Source organism: Methylobacterium sp. BTF04 (genome assembly GCF_010692745.1).
Lineage (GTDB): Bacteria > Pseudomonadota > Alphaproteobacteria > Rhizobiales > Beijerinckiaceae > Methylobacterium.
In genome coordinates this window covers 220,494-239,889 of record NZ_JAAHTB010000001.1, presented here as the reverse complement: position 1 = coordinate 239,889, position 19,396 = coordinate 220,494, and the positions used below count along the sequence as shown (strand labels likewise).

Genomic DNA, 19,396 nt, shown 5'->3' with positions numbered 1-19,396 from the left:
GCGAAGCGATCATCACCATGGCCAAGGCCGATTCGTCCCAGAATTCTCCCAAGAAGGCCGACACCCTGAAGCCGCGCCTGCCGCGCGGGTTCGTCGACCGGCGCGAGGACGAGATCGCGGCGCAGCACCGGATGCTGGAGACGATCCGCCAGAGCTTCGAGCTCTACGGCTTCGAGGCGCTGGAGACCCCGTTCGTCGAGTACACCGAGGCACTGGGGAAGTTCCTGCCCGACCTCGACCGGCCCAATGAGGGCGTGTTCTCGTTCCAGGACGACGACGAATCCTGGCTCTCGCTGCGCTACGACCTCACCGCGCCGCTGGCCCGGCACGTGGCCGAGCATTTCGATTCGATCCCCAAGCCCTATCGCAGTTTTCGCGCCGGCTACGTCTTCCGCAACGAGAAGCCCGGTCCGGGGCGCTTCCGCCAGTTCATGCAGTTCGATGCCGACATCGTCGGCGCCGCCTCGGTGGCCGCCGATGCCGAGACCTGCATGCTGATGGCGGATACCCTCGAGAAGCTCGGGCTCGCCGGCCAGTTCGTCATCAAGGTCAACAACCGCAAGGTCCTCGACGGCGTGATGGAGGCCATCGGCCTCGCCGGCCCCGACAAGGCCGGCCAGCGCCTCACCGTGCTGCGCGCCATCGACAAGCTCGACCGGCTCGGTGCCGACGGGGTGCGCCAGTTGCTCGGCGACGGCCGCAAGGACGAGAGCGGCGACTTCACCAAGGGCGCCGGCCTGGACGCGGCGGCGGTGGACCGCATCCTCGCCTACGTCTCGTTCCAATCCAACCCGGTGGACGGCGCCGACCGGATGGCGTTCTGGGAACAGCTCTTCGGCACCTGGAACGATGTCGTCGGCGACTCGGTCACCGGCCGCGAGGGCATCGCCGAGCTTCACGCGATCATGCGGCTCTGCGTGGCCGCCGGCTACGGTTTCGACCGCATCCGGGCCGACCCCTCGGTGGTGCGCGGCCTCGAATACTACACCGGCCCGGTCTACGAGGCGGAGCTCACCTTCCCGGTGGTCAACGACGAGGGCCAGACCGTGCGCTTCGGCTCGGTGGCGGGCGGCGGGCGCTACGATGGCCTGGTCGGGCGCTTCCGCAGCGAACCGGTGCCGGCCACCGGCTTCTCCATCGGCGTCTCGCGCCTGTTCTCGGCGCTGCAGCTCATCAAGAGCCCACTTCTCGAAGGCACGAAGAAACCCGGCCCGGTGGTGGTCCTCGTGCTCGACCGCGAAAACATCGCCGATTACCAGCGCCTCGTCGCGGCGTTGCGCGCCGAGAACATCCGGGCCGAGCTCTATCTCGGCGGCTCGGGCATGAAGGCGCAGATGAAATACGCCGACCGGCGCGGCGCCCCATGCGCGATCATCCAGGGCTCCAACGAGCGCGAGGCCGGCGAGGTCCAGATCAAGGATCTGATCGAGGGCGCCAAGGCGGCCGAGGGGATCGCCAGCAATGCCGAGTGGAAAGCCGCCCGGCCGGCCCAATTCTCGGTGCCGGAGGCCGAACTGGTCGCGCGGGTGCGTGAGGTGCTGGCGCGGCATTTCTGAAGCGCGCCCGCCGGGCTGATGGGCCCGGCGGCGGAAGCACGCTCGGCGGCGACCCTCACTCGGCCAGAGCCGGCTCCTTCGTCCGGTCGGCCGCTGCGTCCTTCGTCGTGATGCGCTCATCCTCGGCGCGCTTGAGGATCGCCAGGGCCGCGTCGGCCTCGCGCTGGCGGCTCCACAGCGCCGCATAGACCCCGCCCTGGTCGAGTAGGTCCTGGTGCCGGCCGCGCTCGACGATGACGCCCCGGTCGAGCACGATGATTTCGTCGGCGTTGACCACCGTCGAGAGCCGGTGCGCGATGACCAGGGTGGTGCGGCCCTGGCTCACTTTATCGAGGGCGTCCTGGATCTCGCGCTCGGTGAAGGAATCGAGCGCCGAGGTCGCCTCGTCGAGGACCAGGATCGGCGGCCCCTTCAGGATGGTGCGGGCGATGGCGACGCGCTGCTTCTCGCCGCCCGACAGCTTGAGGCCGCGCTCGCCCACCGGCGTGTCGTAGCCTTCGGGCAGGGCCGAGACGAACCGGTCGATCTGCGCCAACGACGCAGCCTCGCGCACCTGCGCCTCGGTGGCGTCCCAGCGGCCGTAGCGGATGTTGTAGCCGATGGTGTCGTTGAACAGCACGGTGTCCTGCGGGACCATGCCGATGGCCGCCCGCAGGGAATTCTGGCGAACCTGCGCGATGTCCTGCCCGTCGATGAGGATGCGGCCCGATTGCGGCTCGTAGAAGCGGAACAGCAGGCGCGACAGGGTCGACTTGCCCGCTCCCGAGGGGCCGACGATGGCCACAGTCCGGCCCGCCGGCACCTCGAAGCTGACGCCCTTCAAGATCGGACGGCTCGGGTCATAGGCGAAGCGCACATCCTCGAACCGGACGGTGCCGGCCGTGATCGTGAGCGGCGTCGCTCCAGGCCTGTCGGCGATCTCCGGATTGCGATGCAGGATCAGGAACATGTCGTCGATGTCGATGAGCGCCTGTTTGATCTCGCGATAGATCATGCCCATGAAGTTGAGCGGCATCGAGAGCTGCACCAGCATGGTGTTGACCAACACGAAGCCGCCGATGGTGGTGCGCCCGGCCATGATGTCCCGCGCGGCGAGCCACATCACCACCGTCATGCCGATGGTGAAGATCACCGCCTGCCCGGCGTTGAGCACCGCGAGCGAGACGTAGGTCTGCGTCGAGGCCTTTTCGTACTTAGCCATCGAGCCATCGTAGCGCTCGGCCTCCCGAAGCTCGGCGCCGAAATACTTCACCGTCTCGAAGTTGAGCAGCGAATCCACCGCCTTGGTGTTGGCGTCGGTATCGGAGGAATTCATCCGGCGCCGGATCTCGATGCGCCACTGCGTCGCCTTCCAGGTGAAGCCGAGATAGGCCGCCACCATCACGAACACCACGGCCGAGTAGATCCAGTCGAACTCGTAGGCGAGAACGCCGATGACGAGGGCGAACTCGACGATGGTCGGCACCAGGGTCAGCACCATCAGGCGCGACAGTTCCTCGATGCCGCCACGGCCGCGCTCCAGCACGCGGGTCAGGCCGCCGGTCTTGCGCTCAAGATGGAAGCGCAGCGAGAGCCGGTGCATGTGCTCGAAGGTCTGCAGCGCCAGGCGCCGCACCGCATGCATCGCCACCTTGGCGAACAGACCGTCGCGCACCTGCGTCAGGCCCGCCATGGCGATCCGCGACAGGCCATAGAGGCCGATGAGCAGCATCGGGGCCGCGAGGAGGCCGGTGGGCAGGCTCGCCGGGACGCCGTCCTTACGGTCGATCACCGCCACCAGCGCGTCCGTGGCCCACTTGAAGGTGAACGGCGTCACCATGGTCACGAACTTGGCGACGATCAGCAGGCCGAAGGCGAGAAACACCCGTCGCTGCAGGTCGGGCCGGCCATAGGGCCAGAGATAGGGCCACAGGCGGCGATAGGTGGCGACGAGACCGGGACGCGTCGGCGGCACTGGGCCGCCGCTCACGCCGGGGGCGGGATCGGGATTCATGAAGAGCGTCTCGGGTGCGGCTACTTTGGAAGCGATATAGGCGCCGTCGGCGCGTCGCGACAGTCGCCGGCCCACGCGGAGGCGGTCTGCGTCCGCCTCAGCCCCGCTTCTCGGCCTGCGGCACGGCCGCGGTGCCATCGCTGGGCAGTACGAAGATCTGGCCGGGATAGATCCGGTCCGGGTTTCGGATCTGCGGCTGATTCGCGTCGAAGATCACCGTGTAGCGCATGCCCTTGCCGTAGATGCGCCGGCTGATCTGCCACAGGCTGTCGCCCCGGGTGATCCGCGCGGTGTTGAGTTCGGGCACGAACACGGTGCGGGGCGTCTCTCCGGTGGCCGGCGCCGGGCCAGGGGCCCGGCTAGGGGCCGCCTGCAGAGTCGCATCGCGTGTCGGCTGGGACGGCGCGAGGCCCGAATTCGATGCGGGTCCGGGAGCCGGCCCCCCTGCGCCTGCATCCGACGCGATCGGGCGGGCGGGCGAGGCTGCGACCGGCGCGTCGCGACTCGGCTCAGCCAGGGCCGTCACGATCTTCGACGGGGCGAGGGGCTTCGATGCGGCGACGGATTTGTCGGTCGCCGGTTTGCCCGCCACGGGCTTGGCGAGCTCTGGCTTGGCGAGCCCCGGCTTGGCCGGGACGGTGAACGCCACTTCGGAGCGGGTCTTCACCTTGCCCGAGACCGGATCGACCTGATCGACCCGCACCTTGTACGTTCCCGGTTGGACGCCGCGTCCGATGGTGAAGGCGACCCGCCCGTCCGCGCCGACGCTGCCCGGCGCCACCAGGGTGTCGTTGAGGTAGAGCCGTACCGTCGCGCCGGGGGGCGCCCGGCTGGTGACGTAGAGCTTGCCGCCATCCTCGGCCTCGACGCTGACGATCTTAACCGCCGCCGTCCCGGACGCCGATTCGGCATCCGCCAGCGCGGGGCCGGGCTTCACCCCGGCCTGATCGGGCCGGCTACCGGGCGTCCCCGCGGGATCGGGCTGGGACAGAACCACGGTGGGCTTGTCCGGTGCGGTCAGGGCGATGAGGGGCTTGGTATCGCGGCCGGGAGCGACCACCACCAGCACGCTCTCCCGCGAGGTGCGGTCCTGGCCGTCGGTACCGGTGGCCCGCAAGGTGATCTCACTGCTGCCGGTGGGCAGGGCCGGGGGCACGATGGCGAATTGGCCCGACGGATCGACAAGCGCGCGGGCAATCGGCTGATCGTCGCGCAACAGCTCGACGGTGGTGTTGGGCGCAGCGCGCCCGGCGATCACGGTCTCGCCCGTCGGCTCAACGCGGATGATGTCGAAGGTCGGGATTTGCGGATCGCCGGCGTTGGCCGCCGACGCTCCGGCCGTCTGCTCCCCGCCCACTGGATTCGACGCGCTGGCCTTTCCCGGCGGCTTTCCCGGCTCGGCCTGAGCCCCCTCCCCGGGCGGGCTTTCCGCCTCGCCATCCCGCTGCGGCACTGCGGTAGGATCGGACAGGCTTCGGATTGCGGACGATCCGAAGCCATGCTTGAACAGGGTGCTGGCCCCGTACAGGGCCACGACCAGGGCGAAGCCGCCCAGAAGCCCCACGCAGGCGAGGAAGATGCTCCGTCGCAACTCCGCCCTCATGACGCTCCACTCCCTCGCGCAACAGCGTCTCAGGCCGTCCATGGCCGAGATCCGGTTTGCCGTGTCGACAAACCGCCAATTGACGGCGACATATTAACGAACATGACCGGAACACCAAATCGCCAGTGCCGCTTTGCGGCCGGATCACCCGTGAAATCAGCACTTTGGCTCGTGGATGACGGGGGCTTTCCGTCTCCGTCCGGCCGCGTGTCCGACGTTGCGGCCGTCGAGGGAGATGCCGCATGGCTCCGGTGAGGACGGTCTGCGTCTATTGTGGTTCGGGATTCGGCGGCGATCCCGCCTTCACCACGGCGGCCGAGGCGCTCGGCAAGGCGCTGGCGCAGGCCGGCATCGGCCTGGTCTACGGCGGCGGCAATGTCGGTCTGATGGGCACGGTGGCCCGCGCGGTGATCGAGAACGGCGGCCACGTCACCGGCATCATTCCCGACTTCCTGAAGTCGCGCGAGCGCATGCTCGACGAAATCCAGGAGACCATCGTCGTCGAGGACATGCACACCCGCAAGCGGCTGATGTTCGAGCGCTCCGACGCCTTCGTCGCGCTTCCGGGCGGCATCGGCACATTGGAGGAGCTGGTGGAGCAGCTCACCTGGGCTCAGCTCGGCCAGCACAGGAAGCCGATCCTGCTGCTCTCCGTGGCCGATTTCTGGACGCCGCTGCTCACGCTGCTCGACCACATGCGCGACCAGGGCTTCATCCGCGCGGGGCTCGATCTGAGCTACCTCGTCACCAGTGAGGCCGCCGACGTGGTCGACCTGCTGCGCGCCGCTGCGCAGGACGCCGAACCGGCACCCGCCGCCGAGGCGTTCGTGACCGAGCGGTTCTGAGAGCGGTTTTCGGAGAAGCGCCTCGCCCCGACGCTCATGCGGGGAGGCATCCCGGGAGGGGTGGCGCCGCCGGCCTCTGCAGATCGCCGGTCGCCCAATCGCACCCACCTTCTCGCCAGGACGGGACGGAGCGCCCGGTCAGGGGGCCACGCTCCAAGTTGTGCCGTCCTTGCCGTCCTTCACGGTGACGCCCATCGCCAACAGTTCGTCGCGCACGCGGTCGGAGGCCGCCCAGTCCTTGGCGCCCCGCGCCGCACGCCGGGCTTCGATCAAGGCCTCCACCGTCGCTACGTCCACTCCGGCAGCGCGGATCGTGCCCTGGTCGCGCGCCGACTTGGTCTGATCGAGAAATCCCATCAGGTTCGCACCGGCCTTGAGGGCGGCTGGATCGGCGAGGCGATGGAGTTCGGCCAGCGCCGAGGCGGTGTTGAGGTCGTCCGTCAGCGGTTCGAGCACGCTCGCCGGGATCGCCGCATCGGCGGCGACGTCGCCGACGATCCCGTACCAGCGGTCGAGGGTGCGGGCGGCCTCCTCCAGACCCCGAAGGGTCCAGTCGATAGGCTGCCGGTAATGGGTCTTGAGCATGGCGAGCCGCGCCACCTCGCCGGGCCAGTCCTTGAGCACGTCGCGGATGGTGATGAAGTTGCCCACCGACTTCGACATCTTCTCCCCCTCCACTTGGAGGAAGCCGTTGTGCAGCCAGACGTTGGCCATCACGTCCGTGCCGAAGCAGCAGCGCGACTGCGCCACCTCGTTCTCGTGGTGGGGGAAGATCAGGTCGATGCCACCGGCATGGATGTCGAAGGTCCGTCCCAGGTGCTTCCAGGACATGGCCGAGCACTCGATGTGCCAGCCGGGACGCCCCGGCTCGGCGATGCCCGAAGGCGAGGGCCAGGACGGCTCGCCGGGCTTCGCGGGCTTCCACAGCACGAAATCCAGCTGCGAACGCTTGTAGGGCGCCACCTCGACGCGGGCGCCGGCCTCCATCTCGTCGAGGGGGCGCTTCGATAGACCGCCATACTCGGGCATCGACGGCACGTCGAATAGCACGTGCCCGTCCGCCACGTAGGCGTGGCCGGCCTGCACCAGGCCCTCGATGATCGTGATCATCTCGGCGATGTGATCGGTGGCGCGCGGCTCGACGAAGCGCGGGCGTGCGCCGGCCAGGTTCACGTCGTCCGGCATCAGCACGCCGAGTGCGCGGATATCTGTGTGGAACGCCGCGAGCGTCCCGTCGGTGAGTTCGCGGATGGTGATGCCGCGCTCCGCCGCCCGCGCGTTGATCTTGTCGTCCACGTCGGTGACGTTGCGGGCGTAGGTGACGTGCGCGTCGCCGTAGAGGTGGCGCAGCAGCCGGAACAGCAGATCGAAGACGATGATCGGGCGTGCGTTGCCGATATGAGCCGCGTCGTAGACCGTCGGGCCGCAGGCATACATCCGCACATGCGACGGATCGATCGGTACGAACGGCGCCCTTTGCCGGGTCAGCGTGTTGTACAGCCGCAACATCGGCGCCATGAAACCGTCCCTCGTCCCTCGATCGGATCCGCTGGGGGCGGCCCGCCGATCGTGCCTTATCGTACTGGTCCGGCGCGGCTTTTCCCGCAGCCGCCACGGTCCGTGCCTCAGATGTGGCAGGGCCGCCGAGGTTCCGTGTTGCACGCGGGCGACGGCCTTGCCAGCCTGCCTGGGCTACCTCGAAACCATGAGCAATTCGCCAACGCCGCCGAACCGAACCGCGGCGAAGGCGGCATGGCTTCGAAAGGGTTTGTTTACCCGAACCCCTGAAGTTTTCGCAAAATCGAATCCCCGTCACGAGGTCTCGCCCATGCGTCGTCCGGCCGTCCAACTCGGCGCTCTGCTCGCCCTGACCCTGGTTTCCGCGTCATCCGCCTTCGCCGCCGGCGACGGCGAGGGTCCGGCCAAGGCTTCGTCTCAAGTGGAGAAGGCTTCGTCCCAGATGGAGAAGACCTTCCTGATCCCAGCGAGCGAAGGCTACGGCGTCGGCGATTGCCTGACGAGCGGCGAGAGTGCCTGCGGCCAGGTGGTCGCCGACGCATGGTGCGAGGCGCAAGGGTTCGCGGCGGCCGCCTCCTTCGGCACCGCCGGTCAGGACGAGTATACCGGCGCGATTCCCGACGCCCCGGTGGTCAAGGCCGCCGAGCGCCCGATCCGGATCACCTGCCAGGATTGAGCACCGGGCGGTCTCCTATTCAGAGCAAGCGGCGCACATCTATTTCTTGAGGGCGTCGGCGCATTTGGGCGGAGCCTCGGTGCCCCAGGGCATCAAGGGGACGGCCGAGGTCGAGTTCTTGGGCGAGCCCTGGATCACCTTGTCCGAGTAGACCATGTAGATCAGCGTATTGCGCTTGGCGTCGCAGCCGCGCACGATCTGCATCGACTTGAAGATCAGCGAACGGCGCTCGCTGAACACCACCTCGCCCTGGGCCAACGGACCCTTGAACTGGACCGGGCCGACCTGCCGGCAGGCGAGCGAGATGTCGGACACGTCCTCGGCCAGCCCGAGAGTACCCTTGATGCCGCCCTTCTCGGGCTGGGTGTACCAGCAGGCCACGCCCGCCACGCTCGGATCGTCGATCCCGTAGACCACGAGCTTGTCGTTGGGTGTCAGCGGACGCCACACCGTCGATTTGTCGAAGATCCGGTCGGCATCCTCGGCCCGTGCCGGCCCCGACGCGAGGGCGAAACCGGCGGCTGCTCCCATGGCCGCGAACCCGATTCCGCGCATGAGCACCCGCCCTGTGAGACCCCGAAGCCACATCATCGCATCATTACCCTTGAGAGTTGCCCGGGCGCATGTGGGATGGCTGTCGCTGCGCGACGAGGGCGAGTAGAAAATGAATTGCTTCGCTGCGTCGCGGCGTCTCGCAGGATTTCCCGCGGGACCACACACGATGCGCGACGACCCCTCCACCCGCTGCTGTCAGGCCATGCCGCTGATCTCCCCCCTGATCCGCACGTTCGTCGGAGCTCTCGCCGGCCTTCTCCTGTCCGTCGGGACGGTGCAGGCGCAGACGCAATCCGCCACGTGCCTGCGCTACCGCTCGGAACTCGCGGGCCTGAGCGACGGGGCCAGCACGGCGCGCGCGCTCCAGAACGAGATCGGGCGCCTCAACGCGTATTACCGCACCCTTAGCTGCGAGGGCGGCCGGTTCCTGTTCTTCGATTCGCGTCCCCCCCAATGCGGCGCGGTGGAGCAGCGCATCCGCGCGCTCAATGCCGGTTACGGGGCCGAGAACGGTGAGGTGACGGCAGCCCGTCGGCGCCAGCTCACAGAGGCGGTTGCCGGAGCCTGCGTCCAGGACCGGACGGCTTCGCGCGTCCTCGACGGTGTGATCGGCGAGCCGCGCGCGCGCGGCGGGGCTCAGGTGGTCTGCGTGCGCACCTGCGACGGGGCCTATTTCCCGATGTCGAACCTCCCGGACGGGCGCGAGGGCGCCGACGAGCTGTGCCAGGCCCTGTGCCCCGGCGCGGAGGCGAGCGCCTATTCGATGCCCTACGGCGACGAGGCCCTGAAGCACGCCGCCACCCTCAAGGGCTCCAAAGCCTACGTCTCCCTCGCCAACGCCTTCAAGTTCCGCACGAGCTTCACCCCGAACTGCTCGTGCAAGCGCGAGGGCCAGAGCTGGGCCCAGTCGCTGGTGAAGGCCGAGAGCATGATGGTGCGCCACAGGGGCGATATCTTCGTGACGCCGATGCAGGCCGAGGCGCTGTCGCGCCCCAAGGTCCGGCTCACCCTGGTGGGCCGCGCCGACAAGACCGCCGCCGTCCTGGCCGCCGATGCCGCCACCCGGACCGGTCTCGTCACCACCGAGACCGGGGCCGTGGCCGAGCCCGCCCTCGATCCCGCTCCGGCCCTGACGGCCACCGAGGAGCGCCAGCCGATCCGGATCATCGCACCCAATCTTTTCGTGGTTCCGGGGCGGGCCGTGACGCCCTGAGCCACGTCGGGCGCCCGGACATCCCTCCGCCAAAGCGCACCAAAACGGGAACCATATCGCCCGCATCCTGTTCCGAAGGCCTCATCAACCACCGTGAGTGCCCCCTATGCGGACGTCCCGCCTGCTCCTCCTGACCGGCACGATCCTGCCGGCCTTGGTCCTCTCGGGACCGTCGTCGGCACGGCCGGGATTCGAGACGGCAAGCGAAGTCCAGGTGGCGCAAGGCGGTCCGGGCGGAGAGGGCCCACGGGGTGGTGAAGGACCTCGAGGCGGTGAAGGCCCTCGGGGCGGTGCCGGTGGGGAGCCGCGCGGTGGTCCACCCCCCGGCGCACAGCCACGGCCTGAGCGCGGCCCTCCAGCCGAGCGCGCGGCGCCTCCTGCTCCCCGCGAGCGACCCGAACCCCGCCAAGAGCGGCCCGAACCCCGACAGGAACGCCCGGAGCCCCGTCAGGAGCGGCCGCAACCGCCGCAGCCGCGCCAGGAACGGCCGGAGCCGCGCCAGGAACGTCCGACTCCCCGCCAGGAGCCGCGCGAAGAGCGCCCACCCGCCGAGCGTCCGGTCCAGCGGCAGGAGGCACCGCGCCCCGATCCGCAGCGTCAGGAGATCCAGCGTCAGGAGCGAGCCCCGGCCGAGCGTGCCGCACCGCCCGCAGCCCGTGATCGCGCGCCCGATCCCGCTCCGGGTCGGTCACCCGAGCCGGGTCGTCGTGGGCCGGGAGCCGAAGCGCCGGCCGAGCGTAGCCCCGAACGCGCGGTGACACCCGAGCCCGGCCGCCGGCCGGCCGATGCCGCGCCGGCACAGCGGCAGGCACCGCCGCCCCCGCCCACTACACCGACGCCTCCGATCCCGCCCGTGCCCGGTCCGGCGCAACCCAACCGGCCGATACCGCCCGGCCAGCCGCAAACGGCACCCGGCCAACCCGCACCCGCGCAAGCAGTGCCCGGCCAGGCCGCACCCGGTCCGAATGGACAGGTTGCGCCGGCGACGCCGCCGAACGCCCGCCCGGGCGTCCCCGGCCGCCCCTTCACCCCGCCCGGCGCCCAGGGACCCGATGGCCGCGACGGACCGCCCGGTGCCGATCGCGACGGCCGTCGTCCGGACGGCAGGCCCGGTGACGGCAGGCCGGTCGACGGACGTCCTGGTCTGGTCCCGACGCCTCCCGGTGTTCCCGGTACCGGACAGCCGGGTCTTCAGCCCGACCGCCCCGGTCTTCCCGGGGGCCGCGACGACGGTCCTCGTGGCGATGGCCGACGTGGCGACGACCGGTCCGGCCCCCCCGACCGGCCCGGCGATTTCGACCGGCGCAGTGGCGACGACCGCCGCGAGGACCGCGACCGCCGCGACGCCTTCGAGCGCGGCGGTCCGCGTGAGGGCTTCAACGCGCCTGGCCGGCCCGGCTACGTCCCGGGCGGGTTTCGCGATACCGACGACGTGAGCAGCTACGATCAGGTCCGGCGCGACCGGCGCGAGTTCTCGGAAGGCGGCCGGACTTACATCCGCGAGCCGGGCCGCATCATCGTGCGCGACCGCGACACCTATTTCATCCGGCACGACGAGAACGAGCGGTTCCGCGACCTCGACCGGGGCGCCTATCGGAGCGAGCGCCGCGGCGGCGACACCATCACCTATCTCGACCGGCCGGGTGGCGAGCAGATCGTTACCATCGTGGACGATGACGGCCGGCTCGTGCGCCGCTCCCGTCGCTTCCGCGATGGCCGCGAGGTGGTGATCATCGACAACAGCTTCAGCGGGCCGCGCCGGCCGATCTACGACGACGTGGTCGATCTGCCGCCGCCCGACATCCGCATCCCGCGCGAGCGCTACGTGGTGGATTACAACGGTGCCGACGAGCGGGCCGTCTACGAGGCGCTATCGGCGCCGCCGGTGGTGGCGGTGGACCGGCGCTATACGCTGGATCAGGTGCGCTACAGCCCGCAGTTGCGCGCCCGGATGCGCAGCGTCGACATCGACACCATCACGTTCGAGACCGGCTCGTTCACGGTGACGCCGGATCAGGCCGCCCGCCTGTCCACCATCGCTGCCGCGATGAATCAGGCGATCCACGCCAACCCGCAGGAGGTTTTCCTCATCGAGGGCTATACCGACGCGGTGGGTACCGATGTCGACAACCTGTCGCTGTCGGACCGGCGTGCCCAGTCGGTGGCAACGGTCCTGACGCAGAACTTCCAGGTGCCGCCGGAGAACCTGACGACTCAGGGGTATGGTGAGCAGTATCTGAAGGTGAACACTCAGAGCGCATCGCGGGAAAATCGGCGTGTGACCGTACGCCGCATCACCCCGCTGATCCAGCAGCAGGGACAGGCGGCTCCGCCGCCGCGATAGACCCGATCGGCTCCGGGGCGTCGGCGTGGCGCCGATGCCAACGCCCCGGCGGAGTCGCCCCAAGTTCAGTCCTGCGAAATCCGCTGGGCAGCGGAATAAGCCATGTCGCGTCCGGCAGAGGGGCGCATCGACACCGCTGCTCGCTCGACGCGACGTCCTGCGGGACGGGTCGTTTCCAAGACCGGTCAAGACCTGACCGTCGAGACACCGGCCGGCGATGAAGTTCGAAAGAACGAAAGCGTACGAATATACTAATTAGTGTGGCGGCTATACCCGAAAGCGCAATGCGTAACGGGATCATAAGTTATTGCATCCAATCTCCGGTGACGGTCGCCTACCTGCGTCGCGCGGGCCAGGCGTATGGCTACGTCGCACGGATCACGACATGCGCTTTTCTCTCAAATCGACGTTGATCACGCTACTCTGCCTCCTCATGGGCGGTCTCGGTCTGCAGGGATGGCTTGCCGTCTCCAGCTTGAAATCGGTCAACGGAAGCACCCTCGACATTGCCACCAACTGGCTCCCGAGCGTCCGAGCCCTCGGCGACGTGAAATACGCGCTCACCCGGCTGCGGATCGTCGATTCGCGCTACATGGTCGGCATCGATTCGCTGGCCGAACTGAAGACGGTGGAAGCGGCCCGCGCCCAGGCCCTCGAGGCGGCCATTGCCACCTACGTGCCGCTGATCAGCAGTCCCGAGGAGCAGGCGCTCTGGACAGGGGCCGTGCAGCACCTTGCGGATTATGACCGGTCCCGGAAGGAGCTGATCGCCGCCTCCGGCGACAAGTCCCGGATGGCCGCCATCTTCGATCGCAGCCGCGGGCAGTTCAACGCAGCGCTGGAGATCATCGAGAAGGACGTCGCCCTGAACAATACGGGTGCGAACGACGCCACCGCCAAGGCGGCCGACATCTTTTCCAGCGCCCTGTGGATGACGTCCCTGGTCTTTGGCGGCACCGTCCTGATGGGCCTCGCCGGCATCGCCTTCGTGCTCCTCGGTGTGATCCGGCCGCTCGGCCGAATCACAGGGGCGATGCAGACGATCGCGGGTGGCGATCTCGGCGCGGCGATCCCTTACGCCGACAGCCGCAACGAGATCGGCACCATGGCCGGCACGCTCGCCGTCTTCCGGGACAGCTTGCGCGAAGCGGAAGGCGCGCGCGCCAACCAGACTGTCCGCGACCTCGCCGTCACCGCCGAGCGCGCCCAGGCGATGCGGACCCTGGCCGATGGATTCGAGGGTGCTGTGGGCCACATCGTCGGCCGGGTGGGCGCTGCGGCCACCGAGCTTCAGGCCACGGCACGAAGCATGGCCGGGACCGCCACCGAGACCGCCAGCCAATCGAGTAGCGTGGCTGCGGCAGCCGAGGAGGCCGCCTCCAATGTCGGCACCGTCGCGGCCGCCGCCGAGGAGCTCGGCTCGTCGGTCCAGGAGATCGGTCGTCAAGTCGACGGATCGGCTCATCTCGCGCGGCTCGCCGTGGCGGAATCGGAGCGGACGGCTGACCGCGTCAAGAACCTCAGCGATGCCGTCATCAAGATCGGCGACGTGGTGGCGATGATCTCGACGATCGCGGCCCAGACCAACCTGCTGGCGCTCAACGCGACCATCGAGGCTGCGCGGGCCGGAGAGGCGGGCCGCGGTTTCGCCGTGGTGGCCGCCGAGGTGAAGGAGCTCGCCAACCAGACGGCCCGCGCCACCGAGGAGATCGGAGCCCAGATCGGTCACATCCAGAGGTCGACAGGCGAAGCAGTATCGGCGATCGACGGCATCACCACGCGCATCCAGGAAATCAGCGGCGTGTCGACCTCGATCGCGGCGGCGGTGGAGGAGCAGGGCGCGGCGACCCAGGAGATCGCCCGCAACGTCGCCCAGGCGGCCGTCGGCACCGGCGAGGTGACCCAAAACATCGCCGGCGTCGCCGATGCGGCCGAGGGGACGGGCGCCGCGGCCACGCAGGTGCTGGCTTCGGCCTCCGAACTCTCGCGCCAGTCCGAACAGCTCAACGGCGAGGTGAAACGCTTCCTGGCCACCGTCCGGGCGGCCTGAGAGACACACTGGGCGCGATGACGGCGCGCCCAGTGTGTCTGCCGAACCGGCGCCGGGCGATTTCGCCTTGACGCCAGGGCCTGTATACCGGCCGCATCCCTCATCGGGCCGCAGCCGGGCCGCCTTCCACCGGCCGTCACCGCGCCGCGGCCGTCTCGGGACGGTGCTTTGCCAAGGATCGCGATCCTTCCGCCGGGCGCCGCCCCCACAGGAGCCGGCATGAACGAGGCGAGCGACCGGTTGATCGAGGCCGGGACGCCGATCTTCCGTCGCACCACCCTGGCGCTGGCGGCGGCGGGGTTTTCCACCTTCGCCGTGCTCTACGGCGTGCAGCCGTTGCTCCCGGTCTTCGCCGATGCGTTCGACGTCTCGCCCGCCGAGAGCAGCCTCGCCTTGTCGCTGCCCTGCGCGACCCTGGCGGTGGCGCTCCTGGTGGTGAGCCCGCTCTCCGAGGTCATCGGCCGCAAGCCCGTCATGGTCGCCTCGCTCTTCGCCTCGGCGCTGCTCACCCTGATCGCCGTGCTGGTGCCGAGCTGGCACGGTTTCCTGGCCCTGCGCGCGCTCACCGGGTTCGCCGCCAGCGGCCTGCCGGCGGTGGCGATGGCCTATGTCAGCGAGGAGATGCACGGGCGTGCCGTCGGCCTGTCGATGGGGCTCCTGATCGGCGGCAACGCGCTCGGCGGCATGGTCGGCCGGCTCATCGCCGGCATCATCGCCGACCATGCCTCGTGGCGCTGGGGATTGGGCACCATCGGCGTGCTGGCGCTGTTTGCGGCCGTCGCCTTCTGGGTCACCCTGCCGCCCTCGCAACGCTTCGTCGCCAACCGCATGCGCTGGCGGCAAGTCCCCGGCACCTTCGGCCAGCATTTCCGCGATCCAGGCCTGCCGTGGCTGTTCGCCGAGGCGTTCCTGCTCATGGGCGGGTTCGTGAGCGTCTACAACTACATCGGCTTTCGCCTGCTCGATCCGCCGTTCAACCTGAGCCAGACCGCCATCGGGGCGATCTTCGTAGTCTATCTCTTCGGCACGATCTCGTCCGCGATGACCGGCGAGATCGCCAGTCGCCTCGGGCGGCGCAAGGTGCTGTGGCTCGCGATCCTGCTCGGACTGGGCGGCGTCACCCTCACCCTGTCCGACAATCTGGTGCTCATCATCGCCGGCATCGTCCTCGTCACCGTGAGCTTCTTCGGGGCGCATTCGGTGGCGAGCAGCTGGATCGGGCGCAGGGCGCTGCGCGACCGGGCCCAGGCCTCCTCGGTGTACCTGTGCCTCTACTATCTCGGCTCGTCCGTACTCGGGACGGCGGGGGGCTGGTTCTTCGCCCATTCCGGCTGGACCGGCGTGGTGGTGTTCTTCGCCACCCTCTACGGCTTGGCGTTCGCCATCGCGCTCCACCTGTCGCGCCTACCGCCGCTTGTCAGGACCGATTCCTAGGGCATCGCATAGGACATCGTCTCCGGTCCGCTGCTCGCGTCTGTTGGAATTGCGTCAGCTTTTCCCCAAAAGCGGGGTCCGCGTTTCGCGGCGATGCACCCGACGGTCCGGCCACCGCCATGCTTTCGCCGCGGAGACCCTGACAAGCCTTGCGCCCGGGCGCGGCGTCGGCGAGACCGCGCCCCGGTGATCCGGACACGACTCAAGGAAACGGCACGCGCATGGCGCAGATTTCGGACCCGTCCCCCGGACGGCGGCCCTCGCGCACGGGCCTGTTCCTCCCCTTCATCCTCCTGGCCATCGTGGTGGTGGCCTGGTCCGCCGGCTGGTTCTGGGTCCGGGGCAAGGCGGCCTCCGAGATGGATGGGTGGGTGGCCAGCGAGGCGGCCGCCGGCCGGACCTGGACCTGCGCCGACCGCACGATCACCGGCTTCCCGTTCCGGATCGAGCTGCGTTGCGCCGCGCTGGCCTTCGCGCGTGCCGACAGTCGGTTCACCCTCGGGCCGATCACCGTGGTGGTTCAGGTCTACCAGCCGCGCCAGGGCATCCTGGAGGCCAAGGGCCCGTTCCACGTGGAGCAGGGCGACCTCACCGGAGACGTGGACTGGGCCGCGCTGGAAGGCAGTTTCCACGGCGCCTCCGACGGTTTCGTGCGGGCGTCGCTGGTGGTGGAGGCGATCAAGGGCACGGTCCTAGGCGCGGCTCCCGATCCGCTCGATTTCGCCGCCAAGCATCTCGAGTTCCACGCCCGCCCGACGCCCGGACGCTTCGCCACGGACGGCGCAGTCGATACCAGCCTGCGCCTGACCCAGGTCGCGGTGCCCATGGCCGACGCCTTCCTCGGCAATGCCGACCCGGCGGACCTCGCCCTGGATGCCACCGTCAATCAGGCCGCGACCTTGCGCACCGGCACGGTGGCGCGCGAACTCGACGAATGGCGCCAGGCCGGGGGCAGCCTCGACGTGGCGCTGCTGTCGCTCGCCAAGGGCAACCGCCGGCTCCAGGCCCACGGGCAGATCGATCTCGACGCGGCCCACCGGCCGCAAGGCCAGCTCGACATCCGGGCGGCCGGACTCGAAGCGCTCGTCGGTCAGGTCATGGGCCAGCGCTTCGGAGCAGAGCGCGGCGCGCTGATCGGCAACCTCGTCGGCCAGCTCCTCGGCGGCGGGCGCCGGGCCCAGGCCGCCCCCGACGCTACTGCGCCCGGCGAGGTGCCGCTCAAGGCGCTGCCCCCCTTACGCCTGGCGGACGGACGTCTGATGCTGGGGCCTCTGCCGATCCCGAACGTCCGGGTGCCGCCGCTGTATTGATCGTCCGACGACGGAAGCGGAGATTGCCGCTCCCCTTCGTCGTCCGGGGCGCCTCGCAGGCGAGCCCGGCGGCCGGCAGCGTGACCTGACGAAAGGTCAGTCCGGCTTCGACACCGGGGTTCCACTCGGGCGGCCGCGTCCGAAATCGGGCTCCGCCGTCTCCTGGCCCAGGGCGACGATGCCCCGGCGGATGGTGCGGGTGCGGGTGAAGAGCTCGTGGAGGGCGTCGCCGTCGCCCCAGCGGATCGCGCGGGCCAGCGCCGCCAGGTCCTCGTTGAAGCGCCCGAGCATCTCCAGCACCGCGTCCTTGTTGGTCAGGAACACGTCGCGCCACATGGTCGGGTCGGAGGCGGCGATGCGGGTGAAGTCGCGAAATCCACCGGCCGAGAACTTGATCACCTCCGATTGGGTGACCTCCTCCAGATCGGCGGCGGTGCCGACGATGTTGTAGGCGATGAGGTGGGGCACGTGGCTGGTGATGGCGAGCACGAGATCGTGGTGCTCGGGCGTCATCGACTCGACGATGGCACCGAGCCCTTCCCAGAACGCCTGCACCCGCGCCACCGCCTCGGGCGACGTCCCTTCGGGCGGGGTGAGGATGCACCAGCGTCCGGAGAACAGGGTCGAGAACCCGGCATCGGGCCCGGAATACTCGGTCCCGGCCACCGGGTGGGCCGGCACGAAGGCGACGCCCTCGGGCAGGTGGGGCGACACCGCCGCGACCACCGAGCCCTTCACCGAGCCGACATCGGAGACGATGGCGCCGGTCTTGAGCGCCCCACCCATCGCCTCGGCGACGGCGCCGACCGCGCCCACCGGCGTGCACAGGATGACGAGATCCGCATTCGCCACCCCCTCAGCCACCGCATCGGTGACGCTGTCGGCGAGGCCGAGGGCGCGCACGCGCTCCAGCACCGCCGGGTCGCGGTCGATCGCCACGATGGACTTCGCCAGCCCGTATTGTCGCGCGCCCCGGGCGATGGACGAGCCGATCAGCCCGAGGCCGACGATGGCGAGGGTGTCGATCTCAGGCACGCGCATCGCCCTTCACGAAGGCGGTGAGGGCGTCGACGAAGGCGCGGTTCGCCTCCGCGCTGCCCACGGTGACCCGGAGGGCGTTGGGCAGACCGTAGGACGACACCCGCCGGACGATGATCCCGCGCGCGGTCAGGAACGCGTCGGCCTCCGCCGCCGAGCGGCCCGGACCTTCGGGGCAATGCATCAGCAGGAAGTTGGCGACGCTCGGCGTCACCGTGAACCCGAGCTGCGTCACCGCCTGCGTGAGCCAGGACAGCCATTCGGTGTTGTGGGCGATGGCGGCGGCCACATGCGCCTCGTCGGCGATGGCCGCCGCCCCGGCGGCGATGCCGATCCCCGACAGGTTGAACGGGCCGCGGATGCGGTTGACCGCATCCACCACCTCGGGCGGCGCCACCATCCAGCCGATGCGCAGGGAGGCGAGGCCGTGGATCTTCGAGAAGGTCCGGGTCATCACCACGTTCTGCGCGTCGAGCACGAGTTCGAGGCCGGCGCTGTAATCGTTGGTCCGCACGTACTCGGCATAGGCGCCGTCGAGGACGAGAAGCACATGGGGCGGCAGCCCGGAATGCAGGCGGCGCACCTCCTCGAACGGCAGGTAGGTGCCGGTGGGGTTGTTGGGGTTGGCCAGATACACGATCCGGGTGCGCGGGGTGACGGCGGCCAGCATCGCGTCGACATCGGCCGTGAGGTCGCGCTCGGGCACCAACACGGGGGTCCCGCCGGCCGCCAGGATCGCGATCCGGTAGACCAGGAAGCCGTGCGCGCAGAAGATGCCCTCGTCGCCCGCGCCTAGGTAGGCGTAGGCAAGGAACGACAGCAGCTCGTCCGAGCCGGCGCCGCAGACGATGCGGGCGGGGTCGAGCCCGTAGCGCGCGGCGATGGCCTCACGCAGGCGCGCGGAGGTGCCGTCCGGGTAGAGTTCGAGCCGGGCGGCGGCCTCCTGCAATGCGGCGACGGCCCTCGGGCTCGCGCCCAAAGGCGTCTCGTTCGAGGACAGTTTGTGGACCTTGTGCGCGCCGGGCGTGCCGGACTTGCCGGGCACGTAGGCCTCGATGGCGAGGACACCGGGGCGGGGTACCGGACGGGCGGAGACGGGCGAGGCAGAGGACATGGGAACAGGCCGGGGGTGATCGCGAGCGGCCCGTCTAACAAAGCTTCGCCCCCTTGACGAGCAGGAGGCGGGCCGGGGCCACGTTCGCAGGCACGGGCGAATGCCGGATAACGAATGCGAGATCAGGAGCATTACTTTGAAGACTTG

General features: G+C 69.6%; 15 protein-coding genes. 9 read left to right on the top strand and 6 right to left on the bottom strand.

Annotation, left to right across the window (positions count from 1 at the left end; all coding sequences use genetic code 11):
• The first annotated feature begins 17 nt into the window (after nucleotides 1–17).
• Complete coding sequence (gene hisS, locus G3T14_RS01125) at nucleotides 18–1,556, top strand: histidine--tRNA ligase (RefSeq protein ID WP_163639169.1); 1,539 nt, start codon at nucleotides 18–20, stop codon at nucleotides 1,554–1,556.
• Nucleotides 1,557–1,611: 55 nt separating this feature from the next.
• Here hisS and G3T14_RS01120 read toward each other — a convergent pair whose 3' ends face one another.
• Nucleotides 1,612–3,549, bottom strand: a complete 1,938-nt coding sequence (locus G3T14_RS01120) for an ABC transporter ATP-binding protein/permease (RefSeq protein ID WP_163639168.1) — start codon at nucleotides 3,547–3,549, stop codon at nucleotides 1,612–1,614.
• Between the two features lie 97 nt (nucleotides 3,550–3,646).
• Complete coding sequence (locus G3T14_RS01115; RefSeq protein WP_163639167.1) at nucleotides 3,647–5,152, bottom strand: LysM peptidoglycan-binding domain-containing protein; 1,506 nt, start codon at nucleotides 5,150–5,152, stop codon at nucleotides 3,647–3,649.
• A gap of 242 nt (nucleotides 5,153–5,394) precedes the next feature.
• Between G3T14_RS01115 and G3T14_RS01110 the strand changes: the two genes are divergently transcribed.
• Complete coding sequence (locus G3T14_RS01110; protein WP_163639166.1) at nucleotides 5,395–5,997, top strand: TIGR00730 family Rossman fold protein; 603 nt, start codon at nucleotides 5,395–5,397, stop codon at nucleotides 5,995–5,997.
• A 138-nt stretch (nucleotides 5,998–6,135) separates the two neighbouring features.
• On the opposite strand, the gene cysS is transcribed toward G3T14_RS01110, so the two are convergent.
• The gene (cysS, locus tag G3T14_RS01105; RefSeq protein WP_163639165.1) at nucleotides 6,136–7,515 is read right to left on the bottom strand and encodes a cysteine--tRNA ligase; all 1,380 of its coding nucleotides are present in this window, start codon (nucleotides 7,513–7,515) and stop codon (nucleotides 6,136–6,138) included.
• 310 nt (nucleotides 7,516–7,825) lie between these two features.
• Here cysS and G3T14_RS01100 point away from each other — a divergent pair, with 310 nt between their 5' ends.
• Nucleotides 7,826–8,191: a hypothetical protein gene (locus G3T14_RS01100; RefSeq protein ID WP_163639164.1), complete on the top strand. Its 366-nt coding sequence runs from the start codon at nucleotides 7,826–7,828 to the stop codon at nucleotides 8,189–8,191.
• 39 nt (nucleotides 8,192–8,230) lie between these two features.
• Here the strand turns inward: G3T14_RS01100 and G3T14_RS01095 are convergent, their stop codons facing one another.
• Complete coding sequence (locus G3T14_RS01095; protein ID WP_246732849.1) at nucleotides 8,231–8,722, bottom strand: CreA family protein; 492 nt, start codon at nucleotides 8,720–8,722, stop codon at nucleotides 8,231–8,233.
• A gap of 190 nt (nucleotides 8,723–8,912) precedes the next feature.
• Here G3T14_RS01095 and G3T14_RS01090 point away from each other — a divergent pair, with 190 nt between their 5' ends.
• From G3T14_RS01090 to G3T14_RS01070, 6 genes are all read left to right on the top strand, one after another.
• Entirely contained in the window at nucleotides 8,913–9,959 is a 1,047-nt protein-coding gene (locus tag G3T14_RS01090) for a DUF2865 domain-containing protein (protein ID WP_348645186.1), read from the top strand.
• A gap of 251 nt (nucleotides 9,960–10,210) precedes the next feature.
• Nucleotides 10,211–10,717, top strand: a complete 507-nt coding sequence (locus G3T14_RS25520) for a hypothetical protein (RefSeq protein WP_348645185.1) — start codon at nucleotides 10,211–10,213, stop codon at nucleotides 10,715–10,717.
• The gene (locus G3T14_RS01085) at nucleotides 10,714–12,303 is read left to right on the top strand and encodes an OmpA family protein (RefSeq protein ID WP_348645184.1); all 1,590 of its coding nucleotides are present in this window, start codon (nucleotides 10,714–10,716) and stop codon (nucleotides 12,301–12,303) included. Before G3T14_RS25520 ends, G3T14_RS01085 begins: the two co-directional genes overlap by 4 nt.
• Nucleotides 12,304–12,688: 385 nt before the next feature.
• On the top strand, nucleotides 12,689–14,353 hold the full coding sequence (locus tag G3T14_RS01080) for a methyl-accepting chemotaxis protein (protein WP_163639161.1): 1,665 nt from the start codon (nucleotides 12,689–12,691) through the stop codon (nucleotides 14,351–14,353).
• A gap of 219 nt (nucleotides 14,354–14,572) precedes the next feature.
• A complete protein-coding gene (locus G3T14_RS01075) occupies nucleotides 14,573–15,787 on the top strand; it encodes an MFS transporter (RefSeq protein ID WP_163639160.1) in 1,215 nt (404 codons plus the stop codon).
• A 221-nt stretch (nucleotides 15,788–16,008) separates the two neighbouring features.
• Complete coding sequence (locus tag G3T14_RS01070) at nucleotides 16,009–17,097, top strand: DUF2125 domain-containing protein (RefSeq protein WP_163639159.1); 1,089 nt, start codon at nucleotides 16,009–16,011, stop codon at nucleotides 17,095–17,097.
• 96 nt (nucleotides 17,098–17,193) lie between these two features.
• On the opposite strand, the gene G3T14_RS01065 is transcribed toward G3T14_RS01070, so the two are convergent.
• Together G3T14_RS01065 and G3T14_RS01060 are read right to left on the bottom strand one after the other, a co-directional pair.
• The gene (locus G3T14_RS01065; RefSeq protein WP_348645183.1) at nucleotides 17,194–18,132 is read right to left on the bottom strand and encodes a prephenate/arogenate dehydrogenase family protein; all 939 of its coding nucleotides are present in this window, start codon (nucleotides 18,130–18,132) and stop codon (nucleotides 17,194–17,196) included.
• On the bottom strand, nucleotides 18,125–19,249 hold the full coding sequence (locus G3T14_RS01060; RefSeq protein WP_163639157.1) for a histidinol-phosphate transaminase: 1,125 nt from the start codon (nucleotides 19,247–19,249) through the stop codon (nucleotides 18,125–18,127). Before G3T14_RS01060 ends, G3T14_RS01065 begins: the two co-directional genes overlap by 8 nt.
• Nucleotides 19,250–19,396 lie beyond the last annotated feature (147 nt).